Origin of the sequence: Citrobacter arsenatis (genome assembly GCF_004353845.1) — a bacterium.
GTDB lineage: Bacteria > Pseudomonadota > Gammaproteobacteria > Enterobacterales > Enterobacteriaceae > Citrobacter > Citrobacter arsenatis.
In genome coordinates this window covers 2022773-2048354 of record NZ_CP037864.1, presented here as the reverse complement: position 1 = coordinate 2048354, position 25582 = coordinate 2022773, and the positions used below count along the sequence as shown (strand labels likewise).

Here is a 25582-nt window from a genome sequence, read left to right as displayed (position 1 = left end):
CGGAACCCTCCGCCGGAATCACATGTTCACCATACGTTCGTAACTGACGAGCATTAGCCTGGCGGCTGTTTTTTTAAACGCTCAATAAGGATTAACCTAACGTCTTGAACGCTTTGATGCGCTGCAAATGTGGCGAGATATTCTTAAACTTGTGCGTCTGTTCTTCATCCCACACTATCTCGTAAAAATGATGCAGCTCTTCAGACGAGCGCTGACTATTAAGTGCTTCATCATGACGTGACAGGATAACCAGGCAGCGATCGCGATTCTTTTCACGGAAATTGGTCACGCATTTTGTCGCGATGTCTGCATACTCTTCAGGTCTGTCGATTTTTCCTTCCATGTTCTCATACGGGAACAGATTGGGATTAAACACGACCTGACGAATATCACACAGGAAACCAATCCGTTCAGCCCAATACCCCCCGAGCCCGACACCACAAATCAGCGGCCGGTCGTCCACATTAAGTTGCAGCATTTTGTCCACTTCTTTCAGCAGATGCTGCATATCATGTTTAGGATGCCGCGTACTGTAGCTAATCAGCCTGACGTCCGGGTCGATAAACTGCAGCTGCAACACCTTTTCGTGGTTGCCCGGACTGTTAGAGTCAAAACCGTGTAAATAGATAATCATCGCATCCTCGCCAAACTTGCGTTAATGACCTGCTTTCTCTTCCTGCCAGCGCTCATGAAGCTGGTTGAGCTGGGCACTTACCGTCTTCCAGCGTGCCGAATCCATCAGTTCCTGACGTGAAAATGAACCTTTATGATACAAACGTGTAACACGTTCTGCATTGATCGGCGACAGATTATCTAACACACTGACCGCTCCTTTACGATTATTGCAGACCAGGATCATATCGCAACCTGCATCCAGAGATGCCTGACCACGCTCCGCATAGCTTCCCATTATCGCCGCCCCCTCCATCGACAAATCGTCGGAGAAAATGACGCCATCGAAGCCAAGCTCCTGACGCAGAACCGTTTTTAGCCAGTGCGGCGACCCGCTCGCCGGACGCGGATCCACGTCACTGTAGATAACGTGCGCAGGCATAATGGCATCAAGTTTGTTTTCCGTAATCAACGTCTGGAACACGGACATATCTTTCGCCCGAATTTCCGCTTCTGAGCGTGGATCGGTTGGCGTTTCTTTGTGTGAATCCGCCGTCACCGCCCCATGTCCGGGGAAATGTTTACCGGTAGTTTTCATGCCAGCGGCGTGCATACCGTCAATGAAGCGGGTTGCCATAGCCAGCGCTTTCAGCGGATCGGCATGATATGAGCGCTCGCCAATTGCCGCACTGATATGCCCCACATCCAGCACCGGCGCAAAGCTGATATCGATGTCCATTGCGATCATTTCGCTGGCCATTAGCCATCCGGCATCCTGAGCCAGTTTGCCGCCCTCTTCCAGACCGTGCAGCGCGGCAAAGGATTGGGCCGCGGGTAAACGCGTAAATCCTTCGCGAAAACGCTGTACGCGCCCGCCTTCCTGATCTACCGCCACCACCAAATGATTGCGCGATGCCGCGCGGATCTGGCGCACGAGTTCACGCAACTGTTCCGGGTCATGATAATTTCGGGTAAAGAGGATCAACCCACCTACCAGCGGATGCGCCAGAATCTCACGCTCTTCAGCGTCCAGCTCATACCCTTCAACATCCAACATTACTGGGCCCACACTGCTCTCCTTATCCTTTCATTGTTAGCTGCCGCCAGGTTTCATCGGCCAGCCTGATAAATTGTCGATCGCCGGTTTGTCGCCAGCGATACTCAAACCACCCCGCCTTTAGCATCATTACCCAGGGCCGCCATCGCCTGACCTGTCGCCACAGCGTGTTTTGCTCAATGTGCGATTGTTGGGCGTAGGCGTTAACCAACTGCCGGTGCTGGGATTCATCGCTAACCCATACCGCCGCCAGCTCCAGGGCGATATCACCGTCACCGGCATATTCCCAGTCAATCAGCCGTAGCCCTGAGGCTGTACGCACGATGTTGTCACCGTGGACATCCATATGCAGCGGCCCCAGACGCAAAGGACGAGGCTCACCGTGTTTACGTAGCTGCTTCAGCGCCCGCAGCCAGTGTGGCGTCCGACGCGCCGGATCGCCACACTGCCAGTACTGTTCAAGTAGCGGCAGCAAACTGATTCGCCAGCCCAATAGGGGTTGCTGGTGCAGATGATACAGTAAGCCAGCGAGTTCGTCGGCGTCCGGTAATCTGGATTCTACCTTGCCGTGAAAAAAGTCCACCGCCATCCACCCACGCGTATAAAAACGGGGGCGCGGCGCAAGGCTTTCTGGCAGAAGTTTTAACGCATGATAGTGGCGTAAGAAATGTGATTCCGGCGCGTCGGGGTCGTGATGACAGCGCAACACTAAGCGATGGGTATGATGTTCGATGATGCAGCTCCCGCCGCTCAGGCCGCTCTGGCTGGCTGCGACGGGATGATACTGCGGGAAATAGCGCGACAACACTTCGTCGCGCGTCAGTCGGTTATTGTTGCTGTACGGCACCTTTACCTGACCAGATAATCTCGCCAGTTTGTACCAGCATTAATTGCATTTGCAGCGCGGGTGAATTGACATTGCCGGATGCGCTGGAATAGAGCACATACTGTGCGCCAACGTTCCGGGCGATACCAATCGCTTTGCTGCGCGTTCCCAGGCTGTCGTTCGGCGACAGGCCTAACTGCTGCTTGGCAACAGCCAGTTGCTGGGCGGAAACCAGAGTAAACTTACCGTTATTCGCCAGCGCGTTACGCAAGGTCTCGGTGGCTTCACCACTATTCAACGAGCCGTTAGTACGGTTATTGACGCTATCAACCAGCAGAACGCCTCCTGCTTTAACGCCGTCAGCCTGCAGCATTTTGCCGACCATCGGCTGCATAGCGCCGTTCCAGTTATAGTGGCGTTGACGTGGCGTCGGCTGCGCCGTTTGGTCCTCGTGCTCGATCGGCCCCGGCTGCTGCGGTATGGTTGGCACCGTTGGTACAACCGGCACCGGCTGTTGCGGCTGCGCGGGCTGTTCCGGCACAGGCTTCACTTCATCTACCGGCGCGGGTTCACGTTGCACCACACAACCAGAAAGAAACATCGCCAGCGCGGCAATCAGTGCGTAGCGATTCATTTTGTTCTTCAAGATTCACCCCTTACAAATAAAGATACAGTCTAACCTTGTGCGCCCCCAAAAAATTGGCGCTGCCGTACAACGTCACCGACGAACGAGCCGGGATAGTCACGCTGCGCGGCGCTTCCAGAGGGTGCATTTCCAGCCCTCTGGCGTCATACCAGTAAAACCGATAATGAACGGTAACGGGTTCTTGTCTTTCGTTATAGAGTCGCGAGGATGCCGAAGCCTGAATATCAGACGTGGTTAACGTCGGCTGTTCTGCTGTGATGCCCGCCGCCAGAATCGTTGATTCCATCACCAGTGACTGTTCATCACTTACCGGAATTTCAGGATGTGTTCGACAGCCAGCCAATAGCAGCAAGCTCAGTGAAAGTGCAAGGCATCCTCTGGTCATGCTTACAGACCTTTATGCGCAAGCATTGGGCCAAGCGCACGGCCACCCAGCAGGTGCATATGAATGTGATACACCTCCTGACCGCCATGACGATTGGTGTTCATGATTAAACGGTACCCATCCGCAGCAATGCCTTCCTGCTCGGCGATTTTCGCCGCAACGGTAATCATGCGACCCAGCGCCTGCTCGTGCTCCGCCGTTACATCATTGACTGTTGGGATCAAAACGTTAGGAATAATGAGAATGTGCGTAGGTGCCTGAGGGGAAATATCACGAAACGCGGTGACCAGTTCATCCTGGTACACGATATCCGACGGAATTTCACGACGGATAATTTTGCTGAATATAGTTTCTTCTGCCACGACGTTTTCCTTTTTCATTAACAGCCCAAGCGTTATGCCATGCTACGCCGGGTAACTCTGCGAGTATAGAGTATGAGCGAGTTACTCACGCTCTTTCAACTTTAACCCTCGATTATTTAAGCAAAAACCTCTGCCACTGCTGTTCTTATAACCATTTCTCATCGCTATTGCTTAAGCATAGTACTGAAACAATATTTCATTTTCCACGTAGCAACTGTTTACACGTTGAATGTTAATGCGTATATTTCGCATTTGTATTTACATGCGCACTTAATCATTTACAACCAAAGGGTTCATCACAACCACCGGTGATTCGAACTTAATATTAATAATTATCAAGGACTTTTTGATGTCTTTCACAACACTCAACGGGAATATTCAACGCCAGCCGGGGCTTGCCCCTTCTTTACTGGCAGCCTGCATTACGTTAGCGCTATTGCCTTCCACCAGCCTCGCAGCCCCTGATGAAGAGACAGTGGTAGTTGAAGGTTCTGCGCCAGCCGCAGCCAGCGAGGAGCAGGATTACAGCGTTAAATCGACGACCGCTGGCACCAAAATGCAGATGACGCAGCGCGATATTCCGCAATCGGTCAGTATTGTCAGCCAGCAGCGCATGGAGGATCAGCAGTTGCAAACGCTGGGCGATGTGATGGATAACACGTTGGGGATAAGCAAAAGCCAGGCGGATTCAGATCGCAGTAGCTATTATTCTCGCGGATTTCAGATTGATAACTATATGGTCGATGGGATCCCGACCTATTTTGAATCCCGCTGGAATCTCGGTGACGCCCTTTCCGACACGGCCCTTTTTGAGCGAGTCGAAGTAGTCCGAGGCGCTAACGGGCTGATGACCGGAACGGGTAATCCCTCCGCCTCCATTAACATGATCCGAAAGCATGCCACCAGCCGCGAGTTCACCGGTAATGTTTCTGCGGAATATGGCAGTTGGAATAAACAACGCTATGTGACCGATCTGCAAAGCCCACTGACGGCAGACGGCAACGTGCGCGGTCGCATCGTGGCGGGCTACCAGAATAACGACTCATGGCTTGATCGCTACAATAACGAAAAAATGTTCTTCTCCGGGATTGTCGATGCCGATCTGGGCGACACCACCAGCCTGTCTGCCGGATATGAATACCAGCGCATTGATATCAACAGCCCAACCTGGGGTGGATTGCCGCGCTGGAATACCGATGGCAGTAAAAACAGCTACGATCGTTCGCGCAGTACTGCGCCGGACTGGGCATATAACGATAAAGACATTAATAAAGTATTTGTCACCGTCAAACAACGTTTTGCCGATACCTGGCAGGCAACCCTGAACGCCACCCACTCTGAGGTCAAATTCGACAGCAAAATGATGTACGTCGATGCCTATGTCAACAAGGCCGACGGCACGCTGATTGGCCCGTACGGCAGTTATGGTCCGGGCTATGACTACGTCGGTGGAACCGGCTGGAACAGCGGCAAACGTAAAGTGGATGCCGTCGATCTGTTCGCCGACGGCGGTTACGACCTGTTTGGTCGTCAGCATAATCTGATGCTCGGCGGCAGCTACAGTAAACAGAATAACCGTTATGAAAGCTCGTGGGCGAACGTATTCCCCAACGAAATCGGCAGTTTCTATACCTTCGATGGTAATTTCCCGGAAACCAACTGGAGCCCACAGTCATTGGCCCAGGACGATACCACGCACATGAAATCGCTCTACGCCGCAACGCGTATTTCGCTGGCCGACCCGCTGCACTTGATCGTCGGCGCGCGTTATACCAACTGGCGTATCGACACCCTGACCTACAGTATGGAGCAAAACCACACCACGCCGTATGCGGGTCTGGTGTATGACATTGACGATAACTGGTCTACTTACGCCAGCTATACCTCAATCTTCCAACCACAGAACAAGCGCGACAGTTCCGGTAAATATCTCTCCCCCATTACCGGCAACAATTATGAGCTTGGCCTGAAGTCCGACTGGATGAACAGTCGTTTAACCACCACCCTCGCAGTATTCCGCATCGAACAGGATAACGTGGCGCAATCAACCGGCGTGCCAATCGCCGGTAGCAATGGCGACACGGCCTATAAAGCGATGAATGGTACGGTCAGCAAAGGGGTCGAATTCGAAGTTAACGGTGCGATCACCGATAACTGGCAGATGACGTTTGGCGCGACACGCTATGTTGCTGAAGACAACGAAGGCAATGCGGTGAACCCGAACCTGCCGCGAACCACAGTAAAACTGTTTACCCGTTATCGCCTGCCGGCTATGCCGGAACTGACCGTCGGCGGAGGGGTTAACTGGCAGAATCGCGTTTACAGCGATACGGTCACGCCTTTTGGCACATTCCGCGCGGAACAAGGAAGCTACGCTCTGGTAGATTTGTTCACCCGTTACCAGGTAACAAAAAACTTCTCTGTGCAGGGTAACCTCAATAACCTGTTCGATAAAACCTACGACACTAATATTGACGGTTCTATCGTCTATGGCGAGCCGCGCAACGTCAGCGTCACCGCCAGCTATCAATTCTAATTCGAAACACATCACGCTCCACCTGCCGGTCAGGTGGATGCACTGGGCTGAAAAAGCAAAAAGCCTGCTTAGTTTCCTAAGCAGGCTTCTTAAATATGGCTCCTCTGACTGGACTCGAACCAGTGACATACGGATTAACAGTCCGCCGTTCTACCGACTGAACTACAGAGGAATCGGTGTGGAGTCGTATCTTAGCGGCGAAAAAATTTTTGTCAAACCCCATTTCCGCGAATAAGTATCAATTGATGCTTCTCTCGACAGTTTGTTGCATTTCCAGACATTTTAAATGGAAAAAACTTTGCAGCTTTTTGGATTCTCCCTCATCATTTGAAATGAGGTTTCAACTTTCTTCTTTAAGGTCCACTTTGAACGTCTCCGCTGCCTTACGCCAGGTCGCTTCCCGCACGCCCTGGTATGCCAAACGCAAGAGTTATAAGGTTCTCTTTTGGCGCGAAATCACTCCGCTTGCTGTCCCTATTTTTCTGGAAAACACCTGTGTGCTATTGATGGGGGTTCTGAGTACCTTCCTGGTAAGCTGGTTGGGAAAAGAAGCAATGGCAGGGGTCGGCCTCGCCGACAGCTTCAACATGGTCATCATGGCGTTTTTTGCCGCCATCGATTTGGGAACCACGGTGGTTGTAGCATTTAGCCTCGGCAAGCGAGATCGTCGACGGGCCAGAGCCGCGGCCAGACAATCGCTGGTGATCATGACGATTTTTGCTACCGTGCTGGCTGCGGTCATTCATTATTTTGGTGAGCAGATTATTGACGTTGTCGCGGGTGAAGCAACGCCCGATGTTAAAGCTTTGGCACTCACCTATCTGGAGCTAACGGTACTCAGCTACCCGGCAGCAGCCATTGCGTTGATCGGTAGTGGCGCACTCCGCGGAGCCGGAAATACCAAAATTCCGCTGTTGATTAACGGCGGTATGAATATTCTGAACATCATCATCAGCAGCATCCTGATCTACGGGATCTTTTCCTGGCAAGGACTGGGATTCGTGGGGGCCGGACTCGGGCTGACCATATCACGCTACATCGGTGCGATCGCCATTATTTGGGTACTGATGATTGGTTTTAATCCGGCATTACGAATTCCCTTCAAAAGCTATTTTAAGCCGCTCAACCTCGCCATTATCTGGGAGGTTATGGGGATAGGTATTCCGGCCAGTATTGAGTCTGTGCTGTTTAATGGCGGTAAGCTGTTAACGCAGATGTTTGTCTCCGGCATGGGAACCAGCGTCATTGCCGGGAACTTCATTGCATTTTCTATTGCCGCGCTCATCAACCTGCCGGGGAATGCTTTAGGTTCCGCGTCGACGATTATTACCGGCAGGCGCCTGGGAAATGGCCAGATTGCACAGGCTGAAATCCAGTTACGCCATGTGTTCTGGCTGTCGACGATCGGTTTAACTGCCATCGCCTGGCTAACCGCCCCTTTTGCTGGGGTAATGGCCTCATTTTACACCCACGATCAGGATGTAAAAGAGGTCATAGTCATCCTGATTTGGCTCAATGCGGCATTTATGCCGATATGGGCAGCTTCCTGGGTATTACCCGCTGGCTTTAAAGGTGCGCGCGATGCACGTTTTGCTATGTGGGTATCGATGTTGGGCATGTGGGGCTGTCGCGTCGTGGCGGGTTACACGTTGGGGATCGTATTAGGATGGGGCGTAGTCGGCGTTTGGTTAGGGATGTTCTTCGACTGGGCCGTGCGCGCCGCATTATTTTATTGGCGTATGGTCACGGGGCGCTGGTTGTGGAAATACCCGCGCCCCGAACGTGAAAAGTGCATAAAACAACCCGTTGCGTCTGAATAAGCGGCGAAATGGGGAATATTTCGGCAAACGATTGAATTTATCGATTCAGGCTTTGACAACGCGGAGTAGCATCGCTAATATTCGCCTCGTTCACACGATTCCTCTGTAGTTCAGTCGGTAGAACGGCGGACTGTTAATCCGTATGTCACTGGTTCGAGTCCAGTCAGAGGAGCCATATTTAAGAAGCCTGCTTAGGAAACTAAGCAGGCTTTTTGCTTTTCTGCGATGCCATTTTCCAGGCCAGATAGAGCGCTTCACACCACCGCCTAACTTTTCCATCGTGGCAGCGGGCGGGAATGTCCGTCTGCTTATGCAAAATGTCTCTATGATCCAATGCGTTAATGTCGTGGTTGATTATCTTATCGGGCAACGATATTTGGATGAGATCAAAAATTACCCATGACTATACTGACGAAAACAACGCTGACCACTTTATTGCTGCTGCCGCTATGTACGATGGCCGGGGAGAAAGTAACGCTACGTTGTCCCGATAGAGGTTGGGCGGAGGTGACATTTCATCTGTTCCAGCACGTCAGCGTACTGTGGGAAAATAATAGTTTTTATATTTCCGATGCCCGACGCAGTCAGAGTCATAAATTTTATACGTTCACGAACAGAGATATTCTTTCGGTGAAGAATGAATTTCAGTTTATCTATGCGGATTCGGGCCGGGCGGTGTCTTGTTCGATATTGTCGCGGGTGCCCACTCAGGACCTGAGGCTGGAAACGCTGAGATAACGCTGCGTTCTGCTCCCGCGCCGTCTGAAAGCCCGCTTGCTCGCGGGCTTTTGCGATCATATCTGATAATCAATCACGGTTTCATCCGGTTCCATTGCCTGACGTTTGATTTCATCGACGGATAGCCCTGCGTTACATAGCTCAATGAAACGCCAGACGTAGTTGCGCTGCAGTTGCCCGCGTTTCAGGCCCAGCCAGACGGTATTCGCGTCAAATAAGTGGCGGGTATCCAGACGAGTCAAGCTCCCCTCCTCCTGCTCACCACTGGATTGTTCTGCCACCAGCCCAATCCCCAACCCCAATGACACATAGGTTTTAATCACATCCGAGTCCTGGGCGCTAAGGATAATATCCGGCACTAATCCTTTGCGCGCAAACGCCTCATCGATACGGGAACGTCCCGTAATCCCCTGACGATACGTAATTAACGGCCAGTGGGCGATGGATTCCAGCGTGAGAGGAGAAGTCTTCACTAAAGGATGCTCATGAGGAACAAGCAGGCTGTGGTGCCAACGAAACCACGGAAAAGCGACCAACAGTGGATCGCTGCTGAGTCGCTCGCTGGCGATCCCGATATCAGCCCCACCATTTTGCAACAGCACGTCAATTTCCTGCGGCGTACCCTGGATGAGTTCCAGACGCACTTCAGGGAATAGCTCACGAAAGGCTTTAATCACCGCAGGCAGGCTATAGCGAGCCTGGGTATGCGTGGTGGCGATCGTCAGAACCCCGGACGTGTCATTGGTAAACAGATCCGCCAGACGACGAACGTTGCTGGCCTCATTCAGAATACGTTCGGCAATAACCAGCAAGGCTTTACCCGGTTCGGTCATGCCCAGCAGGCGTTTACCGCGACGGATAAAAATCTCGATGCCCAATTCATCTTCAAGTTCACGAATGTGTCGGCTGACGCCCGACTGCGAGGTATACAGTATATTCGCGACTTCCGTCAGGTTGTAATCCTGGCGGGCCGCCTCGCGGATTATTTTCAGTTGCTGGAAATTCACTTTTCGCTCCGGGCACATCAGACATTACGCTATTGTTAAAGTCTGATGCCCGGCATAACAAATAATAAAAACCTGTTTCTTATTCCTCATGGGAATAAGGTTTAGCTGACCAGCTGCAGTTCATGGTTTTCCAGTGCCGGACGACTAACCAGCGACAACAGGATCTCCTTCACGGCCTGAGCCTGAGGCGACAAACTTCCTCTAGCTGAGACGTTCAACGATAATGGCAGATTCATTGATGGGGTCGTGATCCGCGCCATCCAGCCGTTTGCTGCATTGCATAATGAACGGGCAGCAGATTCGGGCAACACAGTAACGCCCATACCGCTGGCAATGGCAGCCGTTAAGGTGGCAATAGACTCAATTTCGCCAATCACTTTCGCCGTTAAGCGACGCAGCGAAAAAGCTTCATCCACGCGCAGGCGAACTGCGCTGTAATCCCGCGGTAAAAACAGATTCATCTGTGCCACCGCGGCTAAATCGACGCTTTGCCCCGGACACTCACGCGTCCCGACCAGGTAAAGATCCTCTTTAAGCAACGGTTGGCTGCTGATACCTGCCACTGGCGAACGCTCATAGAGCACCGCCATGTCTAATTGCCCGCTGAGCAGCTTATCATTCAGCACCGCCCCACTGTTTTCATGCAAATAGACCAGCACATCGGGCAGTTCAGCTCGTACTGTCTGTAATAACGGCATAGTGATGGATGACGCCGCTGTACCTGGCGCAAGGCCAATAGAGACCTGTCCCCCCAGGGTCTGGCCCACGTTATTGACCGCAAGGTGCGCCTGTTCGCACTGACGTAAAATCGTCCGGGCGTGGGTATATAACACTTTCCCCGCTTCCGTCGGCGTGACGCCGCGCTTGGTACGAATCAGCAGTTGCTGATCAAGTTCGCCTTCCAGCGTGGCAACCTGTTGGCTCAGTGCGGGTTGCGCAATGTGCAACACTTCCGCTGCCTGGGTCAGGCTACCAATATCGACGATTTTTACGAAATATTTCAGTCGTCTGAAGTTCATTTTGCCTCCTGTCGGAATACCAGAACCCGTGCTGGCAGTCATTGAGTTCAGTACTGCAAGATGCTTGCCAGTTTCTTCTGAAACGGTGTTTTGCGGCTAAAGCCCCGTAAAGTCAGGAGCAAAGGTGCAGGAAGAACATTATGTTCAACTGTATGGCTTATTCTGACTGCCCTGGAAGAGGTAGACGCGCACCAGAATGGGGCAAAAGCATAAAAAGACGGAAAGATCGCCTCTTTGCTGATTTTGTCAGCAAACGAACGCACAAATGTATTTACCCCTTTGACAAGCCCCATCACCCTCGCTAATATGCGCCTCGTTCAAACGATTCCTCTGTAGTTCAGTCGGTAGAACGGCGGACTGTTAATCCGTATGTCACTGGTTCGAGTCCAGTCAGAGGAGCCATATTTAAGAAGCCTGCTTAGGAAACTAAGCAGGCTTTTTGCTTTTCAAGGCCCAGCAGCGAGATATCCATAATTGCCTCGCCCGCTCACCTAATGGGCAGACGCTGATACCATGCCAGATCATCGTGCAAGGTACGATCGAGGATTATCAGTTCGGTTGCCACTCCTTGAAATGAAATAATTCCTCCTGAATGTAAAAACACAGCACATTGCTCCTTGATATTATCACTTCATATATCCGTGAAAATATTTGTGCCAATCGTTCCTCTCTATCATCTTATTGAGTAATAGCAACAGTTCATAATCACTGTGCAAATTAAATTTTTTCATAGCCGTATATTTATGTGCAAATACCGTTTTATCACTAATCATCAACTCATTTGCAATTTGCATGACCGACATACCTTTATATAAACCGGCCATGATACGGATCTGCTGCGGTGAAAACGTTTGTTGCTGGCATTCGAAACATGAGACGGATGACTGGCGATAGCCTACCTGCTGCGTCCTTCGCCATGCAGCATTCAGAACAGTGCGCACCTGCGCCACGGGTGCACGACGAGAAATAAAGATAATATCCTGAAAACAAGAAGGCTGAACTGAGACACGGAGATCATCATCGATAAAGCCAATCACAACCCCTTTTTTACGCTCCTGTAATTCAGGAAAACAAGTAAAAGACTCTCCGGGACATAACGAAAGCACAATGATATCCGCCGCTTTAGCACTTGCTGACGTGAAGTTAAAATTGAAATCAATTTTTTTATTCTCATGGGAAAAGAACTCAGTAAAAAGCGAGGCCAACCCACTCTGAAATAATACATCCGGTTCTTTTATTACAATATTAATCATTAGCTATACCGAAATTTAATTAATCTTTCCCAACTGAGACGGATTATCAATAACCGAATTTGCTGTTAAAAGAATGCCCTGTTCAAAGAGATAACAAATACCGCGCATATCTCCCTTTTAAATCAGCTATCCGCTGGTTGAATAGTGCCTCATTAAGACATTTATCTTAGGGTGTCATTTCTCTCTACACGATTCCCATCATCATTAATCAGCAAAAAATGGATCTTCTTGGGAAAGTCCATCTGATTCCCATTGAGCCGCAGTGTTTTACTGGCAAAAGGTGCCAACATACCAACATTAACCTGCTGCGATTCGCTACCATCAGTCACCTCAACGCTGTCAAAAGTGGCGTAATACGGCGTGGGGTTTGTCACTTTCAGCGCCAGCAAACCAGGTTGGCGAAAAATGCTGAACTGCTGTTTCTCCGCCACATCATCCACGGACAATTCCAGATGCGCTGGGCGACAGAACAGCTTCAACTGTAAGCGTACCGCTACTTTTACCAGCATCGCCTCTTTTGGCAGGCGGGCATCCGCGGGGGGGATTTCATAGATATTAAGCCAGTAAAGCACCTCACGATCGGTCGGTAGCGGCATCTGTGTAGCCAGTAACCGAAGACTTTTCCTCTCTCCAGGCTCGAGACGAAAAATACCGGGCAGCGGCATGACCGGGGAGTTGATCGCATTTTCCGGCGTACCGTCTGGTGAGCCATCGTCAACCCAGCTCTGGACGATAACCGGGTATGCATTACTATTGAATAGTATCAACGTACGTTCTGGGTCCGCTGCGGAAAAGACCACCCGAGATGATTCCACCATCACACCGGCTAACACCAGTCTACTCAGCAAAAGCATCAACACACCGGCAACCGCTATGCTTATTTTGTTCATTACTGCACCTGGATAATGACTTGAGCGGTTGCGCTTACTTTACCTGCAGTAACCGTTTTTCCAGGCAACGCTTTCAGGGTCGCATTTAACGTTTTGTTGTAGGTCGTCACCCCACTAACCACGCCCCCGCCTACAGCATCATCCAGAAGCGGATACCAGCCCGCAGCATTCCCACCCAATACCGAACCACTTAACGAACTGAGTAAATTAAGCAGCGTCCCATTGGTTCTGCTTATCTGAATACCTACTCCGGTAGCGACCGAAGGATCCGTACCGTAGTTATCTGAAACCAAATAAGTGACACCAGACCCTGACGTCAGACCTAATGACGCAGCCGTTGCCGCATTACCCGGATTGACCAGAATACCCATTGCAGTCTGATTGGCCGCGACACCACTCGTGAATGATGTAACCCCGCTGTTCGCCGGGCTGCCTGTCTGGCAGTTAAATGAGATATTAATCGGCTGTCGTACTGTTGCCCCCGCCTGCAGTTGGGAGACGGAAATCGTCGGGAAAAGGACTAATGGCGTCACATTATTAACGACACAGGTTGCAGAGCGGCGGATATACAGACGGTTATAGAGATTAACGCCCCCCGGCCAGTAGCCATACCAGCCATCATATTGCGAGTTAGAATCTGCCCCCACGCTTAAACCGTTAGAAAATCCAGGGCCCTTAAAAGCGATATAAGTGGCAGGCTGCGATTGGGGATAAATACCGGTACTGGTAGCCCCCCATCCGCCTGCGCTGGTACTGAGGCGAAATAACTCCACTTTGGTATTGCTGAAGTTCTTCGCTTTCACCAAAAGCCAACCCTGCGAATCTGTATCAAGATTGGTAAGCTGTCGGGCCTTCCAGTAACGGCTGTAATACTCCCCTGTCAGCATATTTGTTGCGCGCAGCGCCATTCCGGGGACATAAGTCTGGTAGCTTTGCGGCAAGCCCGCAGCCGTCCCGACCTCAACGTGACCCGCATAAGTTGAATCACCGTTGGTCGCGTAATATTCATAAAGATTATTAATATCACCTGCCTGGCAGCGAAACAGGATCTGCTCCGGGTTATAGATCTGGTTCCCTACCATCGGCACAATCCCCGTGGCTAACAGCGTTCCGTCTGGCTGAAAAGCGCTGTTATTGATATTAACCACAGTCGGCAGCGTACCTATAGAGCCAGCGCCATCCGGCATCCCATCCCAGGAGGCGGCCGTCCCTTTCCCCGGCTCGGTATAATAGTTTGAGGCCGAGTTTGTGTTCGTCCCGGTGATACGGTAGCACATTGCCCAGGAGAGCTGCGGCAAGCCAATCCCAACGACCAGCAGCATTGGCATAAAGAGATTCTTTTTCATTAGCTGTTACCCACATTAATTCCTGCGACACGGCAGCGTCAGGTGATACATTGACTTGTTCATTTCCTGGCCACGAAGGTCATAATTCAAAAGGCACAGCCCGGCAGCGGCATCGCCCAATTTGATCTTCAGCGTGCCTTGTCGGCTAGATGCTCGCGCATAAATTTGATTACCCTGCCCCACAAGGCCAATAACCCGATTCTTGCTATCGTAAACGTCGGCACCAAGTGGTAACGGCTCCTCTCCTCCCGCTGCAAGCCTGATTAAAAGGGCGTACCCTTCAAGCGTTCTGAAGCGCACTTTCACCATCGATCCAGCATAAGGTGCAACGCGTTGTTGGTTGTCTACCAGCTCAGCGTTCGGATTACTGATTCCTTTAGCATCCAGAGTAATATCGTTGAAGGTGTAAGGAACCACCGAAGGGACAAGCGCGTAACCTGAATTGTTAATCGTCGCCCCCATTCCTCCTCCTACTTCGGCACCGCTGGCTCCCTTCGCTTCAACTAATGCAAAGGTGTCGGATAAATATGGCCCAGGCGTCACGCCACCAGCATGGGCCACCACCGCGCCACGCGCGCTTGCGCCATACTGGGTGTAACCTTTGCCGTGCGAAAGAGTTCCTCCGATAGTTGCAAAGGGAAGTTGCTGAGTAAGACTGGCGCCCGCACTGCTGCCGCTACCGCCATTATCGTAAGCGGCATTCAGGCTATAGGCGGTGTTCTGTGACTCCCCCAGGGTCCCCGTCAGCGATGATTGATAGCTATCGTGACCGCCATTGTCAGACTGATGGCTATATCCGGTCGTCAGAATCGGGGAGCGCGACCCGGCCCCCAGTGGGAGTGAGACGGAAAACATAAAAACATTCTCTGTACGACTATTACTCGTATCACTGCCATCATTAACATTTATATTCTGCACGCCATACCGTGTGCGCCCTGTCTGCTGCCGACTCATTGAAAGATTGTAACTTAGCGAGTTGTAATGATTGGAGTAGCCAACCTGAAACTGCGTATCGCGACCACGGCCGCCACGGTAGGTCGTGGTTGAACCTGAAACATAGGCCTGCCCAAGCTGACCAAGCCCCTGACTTAGTGTCACAACAAACTGGTTTCTCTGTTCATAGGTGCTTGACGTCCATGTACTGTCGCTATTCGCCGCGCTACGAATCCCCAATACGTCGGTTAAATCGCGATAACCTTGAGTTGAATATCGATAACCCGCCAGAGCCAGGGTCGTGGACGTCGGTACAAACGTGCGGCTATAGTTAGTACCGAATCGCCAACCAGTCAGGTAGTCACCGAACATATTCGCCCGAGAATAAACGGCATTAACACCGAATGCCCCGAGTTCACTGGCAAAGACAGCCCCACCCAGTAAAGCCTGATAGCCATCGGAAATACGTACCCCTGAGTTAGTGGTGATGGCGTTAGTCAGGCCGGTCTGCCAGGTGGCATCAGCGAACATATCATCGCTATCGCCAATATCCCGTACCTGGCCTGCCGAAAGGCTGACGTGCGAGCGACCAGGCCGCATAGAGCCTGGTACCGCCGCAAAGGGAACGGTAAATGACGACACGCGTCCATCCGCCTCCTGAATTTCGACAACCAAATCACCTTCGTAGCTGGTCGGATAAAGATCGTCGATAACAAAGGCGCCTGGCGCAACGGTCGTCTGATAGATTTGGGTACCCGATTGACTGACCGTGACTTTAGCCGTTGTCGAGGCGATACCACGAATTGTCGGAGCATAGCCACGTTGGGATTCCGGTATCATGCGATCGTCGGTTTCCAGTTGAATACCAAGAAAGCCAAGGCTGCTGAAAAAGCTTCCAGAGGTATAGCTGTCACCCAACGTCAATTCACTGTTGATTGCCGGGATGGGGTGCTGAACATAGGTTCGTACTGATTTCCAATGGCTGCTGTCCGGACCATTATTCGTAGAATAACGGGTATAATTTGATAGCTGGCGCAGTTGCCATAAGCCGAGGTTTATCCCGGAATTAAGCCCAAGATAAGTCGAATCGCTGTTGTAATTACCGCTTGCCTGGGTGCGATAAAAGTTGGTGTCATAATTCGTAAATAATACGGTGTCGCCTGCGGTAAGACTCTCCAGCGGCACCGCCCCGCGCGCCGAACGCATCATCTGCGCCTGCGGGATCAATATATTCAGACGCAGTTGGGAAAAATCAAACTGAGCGCTGCTCCCCTGAACATGTTCAGTCACCCGCAGGCAAGCATCATGATCATCTTTGGCCTGAATACTTCCAGGCAAAATTCCAATAGCCGTAAGTTGCTCGCGAGAAAAACAGGGAGAAACCTGATTTTTTTTATCTGCAGAAAATAATACTGCCTGGCGATTATAAAAATTCCCATTGATGAAAATATCGACCTGATACTCTCCTGGCGCAACCGAATCCGCTTTATCAAAACGAGCGAGAATATTTTGATCTTTAGCCGCACCAATCAACATACTGTTATCAAACTCAAACTGATCTGTTTTTGCAGAAACGAGCGCATCCGATGCAGAAGCCATGAGCGGTGTAATCATCCACAGAAGCAATACCAATGGTTTAAGCCGGGTTTTACATTCAAAAGGCAGGCCTAAAGCAACAATATTTTTGTTTTTAGAAAAATCATCCTGAGGGGGGTTTTTATTAATCATATTCATCCCTATCCCCTGTATATAAAAATCCGTCAAAAAATTTTTATCGGGGTAAATCTTATCTGACGAGATCCGCCTGCGCGTAAGTCTGGCCACCATAATCATTAATTAGTGTGAACTTCAATTTACTTGCTGCTGATATCGACTGTCCTTTCTTATTTACCGGCCAGGTTACCGTTGTTTTTGGTGGAATCATACTGGCCTGGATTGGAATATTTTGTGTGCCTGTCACAAGAGAGGCGGTAATGACAGAGGCATAATATCCAGACGTATTTTCCGCAACTACCCTCCAGCGACCACTTTCTTCTTTTAACGAGAAATGGATCTGTTGGGCAACACTATCCGGATTACCCACAATATCTTTTGGTCGATAAAATATCTTCATGCGATTACGCAGAATAACAGACATTTGGTTCTGACTGCCCTTAATCGCATTTTTTGGAGGGATCTGTACTGAGTTAAGATAAAATAAAGACTCACGATCCTGAGGTAAATCTTTACCAGTAAATATCAGCCTGACTGACTGTCCGGTATGTGGTTCAATCCGAAAGAGAGCCGGAACCGACATAAAGGGAGCATTGGTTTTATCTGGTGTAGAAGCAGGATCGTTCACATCGGACCACACCTGCATCACATATGGAATATTGTCATTATTAGAAAACTGGAGCGTTTGAGATTGAGTATCTGCCGGATAAATAACCCTGGTATTTAGCATCACAACGCTCGCCATCACCGGCGAGCAGAGCATCAAAATGCAAGCCGGGATAAAAATAAAAAGTCGGCAAAATGCTCTCATAGTCATTTTAAAATTCTCTTCATAAACACCCCTTCTGATTCATCAGAAGGGGTGACACGATTACTGGTAAGAAATAGCGTATTGAACGCTACCCAGCACAGAACCCGCTGTTGCAGCACCTTCGGAGTAGTACTGCACCGCAAAATCATGAGAGGCCGACGTTGCGTTTGCCACCAGATTTAACCCTGGCGCACCAGTCTGACCCGTCAGATCAAGCGGGGTCGCTGGCGTTGCTGGATCGACCAGCTGTAAAGAGACATTTGTTGCAGATCCAGTGTTTCCCATACGACCATTACTGGTCAGATTATTACCGACAAAAATGGTTTTAATCGCGGTATCGGAAGTTGAAGCCGTACATCCTGAAATATCAATTGTGAAATTAGTCGTGCCTGCCGTTGTTCCGGCGGTGGTCAAAGATGAGGCAGGAACGGTTGGCAATAAAACCAGAGGAGAAGACGCATTACCATTCACATTTACAGTACAGGTTTGATCTGCAACTTCACCCTGAAACTTAATAGTATTATCAGCATATACGGTAGTAGAAACAGTACCTAATACGGCTGCGGTGGTAAAAGCGACAGCTATAAATTTATTGTTCATGCTATTTATTCCTTAATTAAAAACTCAACGCTTGTTTTAGCGAGTGACATCCGGGATGACTCATGTCATAAAAACATTGGGCCTACGCTGCTCTTATACAAATATCACTAACCTGTAGAAGCATTACTATAAGTAAATTTTTATCGCGTTTTCCTGAGTCTGACTGTTTCCCTGGCGGTAATAACACACTTGCTAAACGGTAATTTATAGAAACAATTTTAACGTGGCAATTTTTATATTTATTCTTCTTGGACTCTGCTTTTAACACTGGTTTAACAAAAGAAAATCACTGGCCTATCAGGCATTAAGTCTTTTGAGTAACGGTCATCGAGAGAAATAATTCTCAGTTAAAACATTAAAAATATGTTACACCCAGAGTCCAAAAAGAACATATTTTTATATTCTAAATATAAAAAACCAATCACATACTAGATCTCACTAAGATTTTTCCAATGATTTTGGCAGAGATATTAAAATTGACCTCAATAGATATTAAAGACATCCCTTCGGACTATTTAAATTCGACGTTAGCTAAAAAGCCGTTGGAACACATTCGGACATTAATGGATTCTATGAGTCCTTACGGTGAAAAAATCACCTCAGTAAAAGGCGAAGTTTTACGTTACCAGATCAATGGAAGACGCTACTGCTATTTACTGGAGAGCGGCAGCATTAGCCTAAACCGAAGAGGAGACGGAATGGTGCTGAACAGTGAAAGATCCCCTTTTATCATGGGCGTCAGTAATCAGTCTGCGTATGGTGACCGCCTTTACATTCGGGCTCTGGAGAAGTCTGTGTTAATCCGCCTGCCTCTGGAAAGATTTAATCTCTTAGTGGAAAAATTTGTTCTTTGGGAAAGTACCTGCGCTTTACTCATTTATACGTCATCACGCATTTTTGAACATTGCACAATGATTGTGCAAATGTCTTCTTATGACATAATAAAATTCCAGTTAAACCAGTTAATGCATGAATCACCCGGCTTTCGCGCCAACATCACTGCCGCTAATTACATAAAAGAGAGAACCTATCTTTCGCGCAGCAACATTATGCGTATCATTAGCGATCTGCGAAGTGCAGGGTTACTTACCATAGAAAAAGGCGTTCTCGTAGAACTTAAATCACTACCACCAAAGTATTGATTTATAATCAAATTACGCAATTCCTCTGTAAGGAGTCAAATTATTTATTAATACGCTATCATATAAGGATAAATCAATGCAGTTCAGGATAGAAAGATGAATGATAGTTTCTGGAACACAAAATTAATGACCCCTTCTCCTTTTACAGAGAGCATAATCGAAAAATTAGAACCACATTGTGAAATAAAAAATGTTTCAACCCGTAAACGTCTTTATCCACATTCAGGCGGTAAATACTATTGTTATCTCCTGCTGAAAGGATATGTTGCGTATCACCGTGATAGAAATGACATTGCGGTTTTAACAGCCAGCGCACCCACGTTGTTTGGTCTAAATTATATCGCTAGCGAAAATATTATCACCTATATAAAAACGTTAACGCCTGCAACTATTGGCGTTATGCTTTTAGATAAGGCCATTGAAATCATTGAAGAACATCATCTCTGGAAACCTGTCGCACAACATATGATGGTGCTGTCTAATAAGCTGTATATTATCAATGAGCAAATGAGCGCCCCCACCTCATATGAACTCATTAAGTTTCTGCTGTTGCAGTTAATGTCCGAAAATGAGACCTACAGAAAATCCATCACAGCGGTAAATTACATTATGGGAAAAACACAGCTATCACGGAGTGGGATCATGCGTATACTCACCTCTCTGAAGGCTGGAGGCTATATTGAATTGCATCGAGGGGTCCTCATCAGTCTTAATAAGCTCCCCGCTAAGTTCTGACTTGAGGCATCCTCCCCCTGTGAATAAGCAGATAAAATATGCCTAACGTTATAAAGCACCATCTGCAGGATATGAGATTGGCCGCAGGGAAAAGATCGGTTTAATCTCTGCGTACTGTCTCCCTGGATACCTCCTCATCAATGACGGTGAGTACGGTTAGCGCGACCTGTTCGAGCCGGCTCAACATCGCCACAAACCTCTATATTTGGCCTGAGTAGACCACCAGATCTCTTTGACGCCCCATCCACTCAGGCCAGACTCCTGAATACGCATTCGTCTTATTTTTCATCTTGTCCTGTGATGAGAGAGATAATCGTTTTCTCTTCGCGTCTGTCGCGGTAATCTCATAACGGTCGTTAATATATCGACTGCAATGTGTGTAACCCAACCTAAATACTAATAACTAAAAGACCGTACAGACAGGATAACTATGGATTCCACCCTCACTTCCACGGGTCCCCAACAGGACGCCTCTTCGCTTCACCGTGCCCGACGCGCTGCGCTTGGTAGCTTCGCGGGCGCCGTGGTCGACTGGTATGATTTTCTGCTTTATGGCATCACCGCCGCGCTGGTCTTTAATCGCGAGTTCTTCCCGCAGGTTAGTCCGGCGATGGGAACACTTGCCGCGTTCGCCACCTTTGGCGTCGGATTCTTGTTCCGCCCGCTAGGCGGGGTGATCTTCGGCCACTTCGGCGACCGCCTGGGTCGTAAACGTATGCTGATGCTCACCGTGTGGATGATGGGGATTGCCACTGCGCTGATAGGGATTATTCCTTCCTTTGACACCATTGGCTGGTGGGCACCTGTGCTGCTGGTGACGCTGCGCGCTATCCAGGGGTTTGCCGTTGGCGGTGAATGGGGCGGGGCGGCGTTACTCTCGGTCGAAAGCGCACCGAAAAACAAAAAAGCCTTCTACAGCAGTGGTGTGCAGGTTGGTTACGGCGTCGGGCTGCTGCTTTCTACCGGTCTGGTCTCGCTGATTAGCTCGCAAACCACCGATGAGCAGTTCCTGAGCTGGGGCTGGCGTATTCCGTTCCTGTTCAGCATTGTGCTGGTTTTGGGGGCATTGTGGATGCGTAACCGCATGGATGAATCAGCCGAATTCGAACAGCAACAGCAGGCACCGCAACCTGAGAAAAAGCGACTTCCGGTGGTCGAAGCGTTAATCCGACATCCTGGCGCATTTTTAAAAATTATCGCCCTGCGCTTATGTGAACTGCTGACGATGTATATTGTCACCGCGTTTGCCCTTAATTACTCCACACAGAACCTGGGCCTGCCCCGCGAACTGTTTCTGAATATCGGTTTGTTAGTGGGCGGACTGAGCTGTCTGACCATCCCCTGCTTTGCCTGGCTTGCCGACCGTTTTGGTCGTCGGCGCGTCTACATTACCGGCGCATTGGTGGGGACGCTGAGCGCCTTCCCGTTCTTTATGGCGCTGGAGGCACAGTCTATTTTCTGGATAGTGTTCTTCGCGATTATGTTAGCCAACATCGCCCACGATATGGTGGTCTGCGTGCAGCAGCCTATGTTTACCGGTTTGTTTGGCGCAAGCTATCGCTACAGCGGCGCAGGCGTTGGTTATCAGGTAGCAAGCGTAGTCGGCGGCGGTTTTACGCCCTTCATCGCTGCCGCACTGGTGACATTCTCGGACGGAGACTGGCACAGCGTGGCTATTTATCTGATGGCCGGGTGTCTTATTTCCGCTACCACTGCCTTGCTGATGCGGGATAAACAGCACGGTTAAGTCATGATGCGAAGGCCGACCGGTCTTCGCACAATCTTCCTCAACGTCTGACTTTTGTTTCATATTCCTGTGACATACTATCGGGAGAGCAGTACATCTGTGGAACAAGGAGACAGACATGAACAATAAGGGCTCCAGCCTGACCCCAACTCAGGCGCTGGATAAACTGGACGCGCTGTACGAGCAGTCGGTTAAAGCACTGCGTAGCGCCATTGGTAAGTATATTGAAACAGGGACCCTCCCTGACGTAATCGCCCGCCATAATGGTCTTTTTGTTTACCCATCGCTTTGTGTCACCTGGGATGGCAGCGCCACCAATCCCCCGAAAACCCGCGCCTATGGCCGTTTTACCCACGCGGGCAGCTACACCACTACGATTACCCGTCCGTCGCTTTTTCGTCCCTATCTGGAAGAACAGCTCACGCTGCTGTATCAGGACTATGATGCACATATCTCCGTCGAGCCATCGCTGCATGAAATTCCCTATCCGTATGTCATTGACGGCTCTGAACTCACCCTCGACCGCTCGATGAGCGCCGGATTAACGCGCCATTTCCCCACTACCGAACTGTCACAGATTGGCGATGAAACTGCGGATGGCACCTATCATCCAGCAGAATTCTCTCCGTTGTCGCACTTCGATGCCCGACGGGTAGATTTTTCGCTGGCACGACTACGTCACTACACGGGTACGCCGGTTGAACATTTTCAGCCCTTTGTACTGTTCACCAACTACACTCGCTACGTCGATGAGTTCGTGCGCTGGGGCTGCAGCCAAATCCTCGACCCGGACAGCCCGTATATCGCGCTGTCATGCGCGGGCGGGATCTGGATCACCGCGGAAACTGAAGCGCCGGAGGAAGCTATCTCCGATCTCGCCTGGAAGAAACACCAGATGCCCGCATGGCATTTAATCACCGCCGACGGTCAGGGGATCACGCTGGTCAATATCGGCGTTGGCCCGTCTAATGCTAAAACCATTTGCGACCATCTGGCCGTATTGCGCCCTGACGTCTGGCTGATGATTGGACACTGTGGCGGCCTGCGTGAAAGTCAGGCGATTGGCGACTATGTTCTGGCCCACGCTTATCTGCGTGACGACCACGTGTTGGATGCCGTCCTACCACCGGATATTCCGATTCCGAGCATTGCGGAAGTGCAGCGCGCACTGTATGACGCCACCAAAGAAGTCAGCGGCATGCCCGGCGAAGAGGTTAAACAGCGCCTGCGTACCGGTACCGTCGTCACCACCGACGATCGTAACTGGGAGCTACGCTATTCCGCTTCTGCGCTGCGTTTCAACCTCAGCCGAGCGGTGGCTATTGATATGGAAAGCGCCACTATCGCCGCTCAGGGCTACCGCTTCCGTGTCCCTTACGGCACGCTGCTGTGCGTTTCCGATAAACCGCTCCACGGCGAGATCAAATTGCCAGGCCAAGCCAACCGTTTTTATGAAGGTGCCATTTCCGAGCACCTGCAAATAGGTATCCGGGCTATCGATCGTCTTCGCGCCGAAGGCGACCGACTGCACTCCCGTAAATTACGTACGTTCAACGAACCGCCGTTCCGTTAAGGCCTGAAGGTAACTATGCACAACTCAACTCCTCTTTCCGCCCTGCGCAACCTGCTGATAGCGCAGGGGTTGGATGGCATGATTGTCCCGCGCGCCGACGCTCACCAAAGCGAAGATTGTACGCCGCATGATAATAAACTGGCCTGGCTGACCGGTTTTAGCGGCTCGGCGGGGCTCGCGTTGGTCCTGCGCGACCGCGCATTAATGTTTGTCGATGGACGTTATCAGGTCCAGGTGCGCAATGAAGTCTCGCTGGATGATTTTGAAATTCACCATTTACATGATGAACCGCTGGCCGACTATTTGCAGGCTCATGTTACAGCGGGCGCGCGTATCGCCTTTGAACCGTTGCTGATGGTCAACAGTCAGTTTGAAGCGCTTTCGGCCACGCACTGCGAACTGGTGCCTCTTGCGCAAGATCCTTTCGACCAGGTATGGCATGATCGCCCGGCGGCCCCCTGCGGCATCATTCGCGAAATGCTCATTGAAATCAGCGGGGAAAGCAGTTCGCAAAAGCGTGCCCGTGTCGTGGAGCAGCTCACGCAACACCAGGCCGACGTTCTGGCGATCACCCTGCCGGATAACATTGCCTGGCTGTTGAATGTACGCGGTTCGGATCTGGCCATGGTGCCGGTGCCGTTTTCGTTTGCCCTGCTCCATCGCAGCGGCGAGCTGGAATGGTTTGTGGATAGCAACAAAACCCAGCAGCTCTCCGCATCGCTGCTGGATACGCTTACTCTGGCCCCACAAGAGAGTTTCATTGCGCGCTGCCAGCAACTGGCCAATGGTAAGCGCTTCCTGGTCGATAAAGATTACGCCCCGGTTGCGTTGCGTTTTGCCATTGAAGAACACGGCGGCGAAGTCTTATGGGCCCCCGATCCCATCACCCTAATGAAAGCGCACAAAAATGACATTGAACTGGCGGGCTATCGGGAATGCCATGAACAGGATGGCGCAGCCCTGGTTAACTTTCTCGCATGGCTTACGCATGAAGTCCCCTTGCGCGAAGCGGCAGGCAATCCGGTCACCGAACTGGAAGCGCAGGCGAAGCAACTGGAATTTCGCCAGCAGCAGCCGGGATTTATCGAGCAAAGCTTCAGCACGATTTCGGCCTCTGCCAGCAATGCGGCAATGTGCCATTACCACTCTAGCGAAAAAACCAATACGCCAATTACCTCTCAGGCCATGTATCTGAATGATTCAGGCGGCCAGTACCACAATGGTACGACGGATACGACGCGCACCCTCGCGTTTGGTCCGCAGGATCCGCAGCGTCGTCTGCATTACACCGCCGTGTTGAAAGGCTTTTTGTCGCTTATCTCGCTGCAGTTTCCTGTCGGTACTCAGGGCCACCAACTGGATGCCTTTAGTCGTCGGGCGCTGTGGGAATTAGGGCTGGATTTTGATCATGGAACAGGACACGGGGTCGGCCATCAGCTACTTATTCATGAGCAGCCCCATCGCATTGCCAAAAAAGTAAACCCCTGGCCTCTGGTTGCAGGCAATATCATTACCATCGAACCGGGTTATTATCTGGCCGGGCAATATGGGATCCGTATTGAGAATCAGGTGGAGATTATCAACAGTCGTCCTGGTTTCTGTCGTTTTTCAACGCTGACGTTGGTGCCGATTGATTTGAATCTGGTTGAACTGCATCTGCTCAGCGATACAGAGAAGCAGTGGATTGATGATTACCACCAGCAGGTCAGAGAGACGTTATCCCCTCGCGTGAACGCAGAGGCACGTCCGTGGCTATTCGCCGCCACCGCGCCGATTCGCGTTCAGGCCAATTAATACAATAAAAAAGGCAGCCCGCAGGCTGCCTTAGTTC

The 25582-nt window shown here is 50.5% G+C and carries 22 protein-coding genes and 3 tRNA genes; 10 read left to right on the top strand and 15 right to left on the bottom strand.

The genetic code is table 11. The features are described from left to right. Nucleotides 1–91 precede the first annotated feature (91 nt). From ycfP to hinT, 6 genes are read right to left on the bottom strand one after another with little or no spacing between them, the layout of a single operon-like run. The gene (gene ycfP, locus E1B03_RS10755) at nucleotides 92–634 is read right to left on the bottom strand and encodes an alpha/beta hydrolase YcfP (protein WP_003030817.1); all 543 of its coding nucleotides are present in this window, start codon (nucleotides 632–634) and stop codon (nucleotides 92–94) included. A gap of 21 nt (nucleotides 635–655) precedes the next feature. Beyond that, nucleotides 656–1681, bottom strand: coding sequence for a beta-N-acetylhexosaminidase (nagZ, locus tag E1B03_RS10750; RefSeq protein ID WP_123266939.1), 1026 nt, complete (start codon nucleotides 1679–1681; stop codon nucleotides 656–658). A 10-nt stretch (nucleotides 1682–1691) separates the two neighbouring features. Further along, nucleotides 1692–2516 carry a thiamine kinase gene (thiK, locus tag E1B03_RS10745; protein ID WP_103771411.1) on the bottom strand — a complete coding sequence of 275 codons (825 nt, stop codon included), beginning with the start codon at nucleotides 2514–2516 and terminating at the stop codon, nucleotides 1692–1694. Further along, on the bottom strand, nucleotides 2497–3129 hold the full coding sequence (lpoB, locus tag E1B03_RS10740) for a penicillin-binding protein activator LpoB (protein ID WP_103771412.1): 633 nt from the start codon (nucleotides 3127–3129) through the stop codon (nucleotides 2497–2499). Before lpoB ends, thiK begins: the two co-directional genes overlap by 20 nt. A 22-nt stretch (nucleotides 3130–3151) precedes the next feature. Then, entirely contained in the window at nucleotides 3152–3526 is a 375-nt protein-coding gene (locus E1B03_RS10735; protein ID WP_103771413.1) for a YcfL family putative periplasmic lipoprotein, read from the bottom strand. 2 nt (nucleotides 3527–3528) lie between these two features. Further along, on the bottom strand, nucleotides 3529–3888 hold the full coding sequence (gene hinT / locus E1B03_RS10730; protein ID WP_016156204.1) for a purine nucleoside phosphoramidase: 360 nt from the start codon (nucleotides 3886–3888) through the stop codon (nucleotides 3529–3531). 349 nt (nucleotides 3889–4237) lie between these two features. Between hinT and fhuE the strand changes: the two genes are divergently transcribed. Further along, nucleotides 4238–6424, top strand: coding sequence for a ferric-rhodotorulic acid/ferric-coprogen receptor FhuE (gene fhuE, locus E1B03_RS10725; protein ID WP_103771414.1), 2187 nt, complete (start codon nucleotides 4238–4240; stop codon nucleotides 6422–6424). 96 nt (nucleotides 6425–6520) lie between these two features. Here the strand turns inward: fhuE and E1B03_RS10720 are convergent. After that, nucleotides 6521–6596 (bottom strand) — tRNA-Asn (locus tag E1B03_RS10720). 160 nt (nucleotides 6597–6756) lie between these two features. Between E1B03_RS10720 and E1B03_RS10715 the strand changes: the two genes are divergently transcribed. From E1B03_RS10715 to E1B03_RS10705, 3 genes are all read left to right on the top strand, one after another. Further along, complete coding sequence (locus E1B03_RS10715; protein WP_133086176.1) at nucleotides 6757–8244, top strand: EmmdR/YeeO family multidrug/toxin efflux MATE transporter; 1488 nt, start codon at nucleotides 6757–6759, stop codon at nucleotides 8242–8244. 99 nt (nucleotides 8245–8343) lie between these two features. Beyond that, nucleotides 8344–8419, top strand: a tRNA-Asn gene (locus tag E1B03_RS10710). A 224-nt stretch (nucleotides 8420–8643) separates the two neighbouring features. Next, a complete protein-coding gene (locus E1B03_RS10705) occupies nucleotides 8644–8982 on the top strand; it encodes a hypothetical protein (protein WP_133086175.1) in 339 nt (112 codons plus the stop codon). Between the two features lie 56 nt (nucleotides 8983–9038). Here E1B03_RS10705 and cbl read toward each other — a convergent pair whose 3' ends face one another. Together cbl and nac are read right to left on the bottom strand one after the other, a co-directional pair. Beyond that, nucleotides 9039–9989 (bottom strand): HTH-type transcriptional regulator Cbl, encoded by a 951-nt coding sequence (gene cbl / locus E1B03_RS10700; protein ID WP_103771417.1) that lies wholly within the window; start codon nucleotides 9987–9989, stop codon nucleotides 9039–9041. Nucleotides 9990–10090: 101 nt separating this feature from the next. Next, nucleotides 10091–11008 (bottom strand): nitrogen assimilation transcriptional regulator NAC, encoded by a 918-nt coding sequence (gene nac, locus E1B03_RS10695; protein ID WP_103771418.1) that lies wholly within the window; start codon nucleotides 11006–11008, stop codon nucleotides 10091–10093. Between the two features lie 326 nt (nucleotides 11009–11334). Between nac and E1B03_RS10690 the strand changes: the two genes are divergently transcribed. Then, a tRNA-Asn gene (locus E1B03_RS10690) sits at nucleotides 11335–11410 on the top strand. A 224-nt stretch (nucleotides 11411–11634) separates the two neighbouring features. On the opposite strand, the gene E1B03_RS10685 is transcribed toward E1B03_RS10690, so the two are convergent. From E1B03_RS10685 to E1B03_RS10660, 6 genes are all read right to left on the bottom strand, one after another. Then, on the bottom strand, nucleotides 11635–12261 hold the full coding sequence (locus E1B03_RS10685) for a helix-turn-helix transcriptional regulator (RefSeq protein ID WP_103771425.1): 627 nt from the start codon (nucleotides 12259–12261) through the stop codon (nucleotides 11635–11637). 161 nt (nucleotides 12262–12422) lie between these two features. Continuing rightward, the gene (locus E1B03_RS10680; protein ID WP_133086174.1) at nucleotides 12423–13151 is read right to left on the bottom strand and encodes a fimbrial biogenesis chaperone; all 729 of its coding nucleotides are present in this window, start codon (nucleotides 13149–13151) and stop codon (nucleotides 12423–12425) included. Beyond that, on the bottom strand, nucleotides 13151–14497 hold the full coding sequence (locus tag E1B03_RS10675) for a fimbrial protein (RefSeq protein ID WP_133086173.1): 1347 nt from the start codon (nucleotides 14495–14497) through the stop codon (nucleotides 13151–13153). Before E1B03_RS10675 ends, E1B03_RS10680 begins: the two co-directional genes overlap by 1 nt. A gap of 15 nt (nucleotides 14498–14512) precedes the next feature. Continuing rightward, nucleotides 14513–17263, bottom strand: coding sequence for a fimbria/pilus outer membrane usher protein (locus E1B03_RS10670; protein WP_246044153.1), 2751 nt, complete (start codon nucleotides 17261–17263; stop codon nucleotides 14513–14515). Then, nucleotides 17217–17960 (bottom strand): fimbrial biogenesis chaperone, encoded by a 744-nt coding sequence (locus E1B03_RS10665; protein ID WP_246044152.1) that lies wholly within the window; start codon nucleotides 17958–17960, stop codon nucleotides 17217–17219. Before E1B03_RS10665 ends, E1B03_RS10670 begins: the two co-directional genes overlap by 47 nt. Nucleotides 17961–18014: 54 nt before the next feature. Further along, nucleotides 18015–18554: a fimbrial protein gene (locus tag E1B03_RS10660; RefSeq protein ID WP_181012813.1), complete on the bottom strand. Its 540-nt coding sequence runs from the start codon at nucleotides 18552–18554 to the stop codon at nucleotides 18015–18017. Between the two features lie 452 nt (nucleotides 18555–19006). On the opposite strand from E1B03_RS10660, the gene E1B03_RS10655 reads away from it, so the two are divergent. The 5 genes from E1B03_RS10655 (at nucleotide 19007) to E1B03_RS10635 (ending at nucleotide 25545) form a co-directional block, all read left to right on the top strand. Further along, a complete protein-coding gene (locus E1B03_RS10655) occupies nucleotides 19007–19696 on the top strand; it encodes a helix-turn-helix domain-containing protein (protein WP_246044151.1) in 690 nt (229 codons plus the stop codon). Nucleotides 19697–19792: 96 nt separating this feature from the next. After that, nucleotides 19793–20431, top strand: a complete 639-nt coding sequence (locus tag E1B03_RS10650) for a winged helix-turn-helix transcriptional regulator (protein ID WP_133086172.1) — start codon at nucleotides 19793–19795, stop codon at nucleotides 20429–20431. 430 nt (nucleotides 20432–20861) lie between these two features. Then, a complete protein-coding gene (gene shiA / locus E1B03_RS10645) occupies nucleotides 20862–22178 on the top strand; it encodes a shikimate transporter (protein ID WP_133086171.1) in 1317 nt (438 codons plus the stop codon). A gap of 118 nt (nucleotides 22179–22296) precedes the next feature. Then, nucleotides 22297–23751 carry an AMP nucleosidase gene (locus tag E1B03_RS10640; RefSeq protein WP_103771430.1) on the top strand — a complete coding sequence of 485 codons (1455 nt, stop codon included), beginning with the start codon at nucleotides 22297–22299 and terminating at the stop codon, nucleotides 23749–23751. 15 nt (nucleotides 23752–23766) lie between these two features. Beyond that, nucleotides 23767–25545, top strand: a complete 1779-nt coding sequence (locus E1B03_RS10635) for an aminopeptidase P family protein (protein WP_133086170.1) — start codon at nucleotides 23767–23769, stop codon at nucleotides 25543–25545. Nucleotides 25546–25582 lie beyond the last annotated feature (37 nt).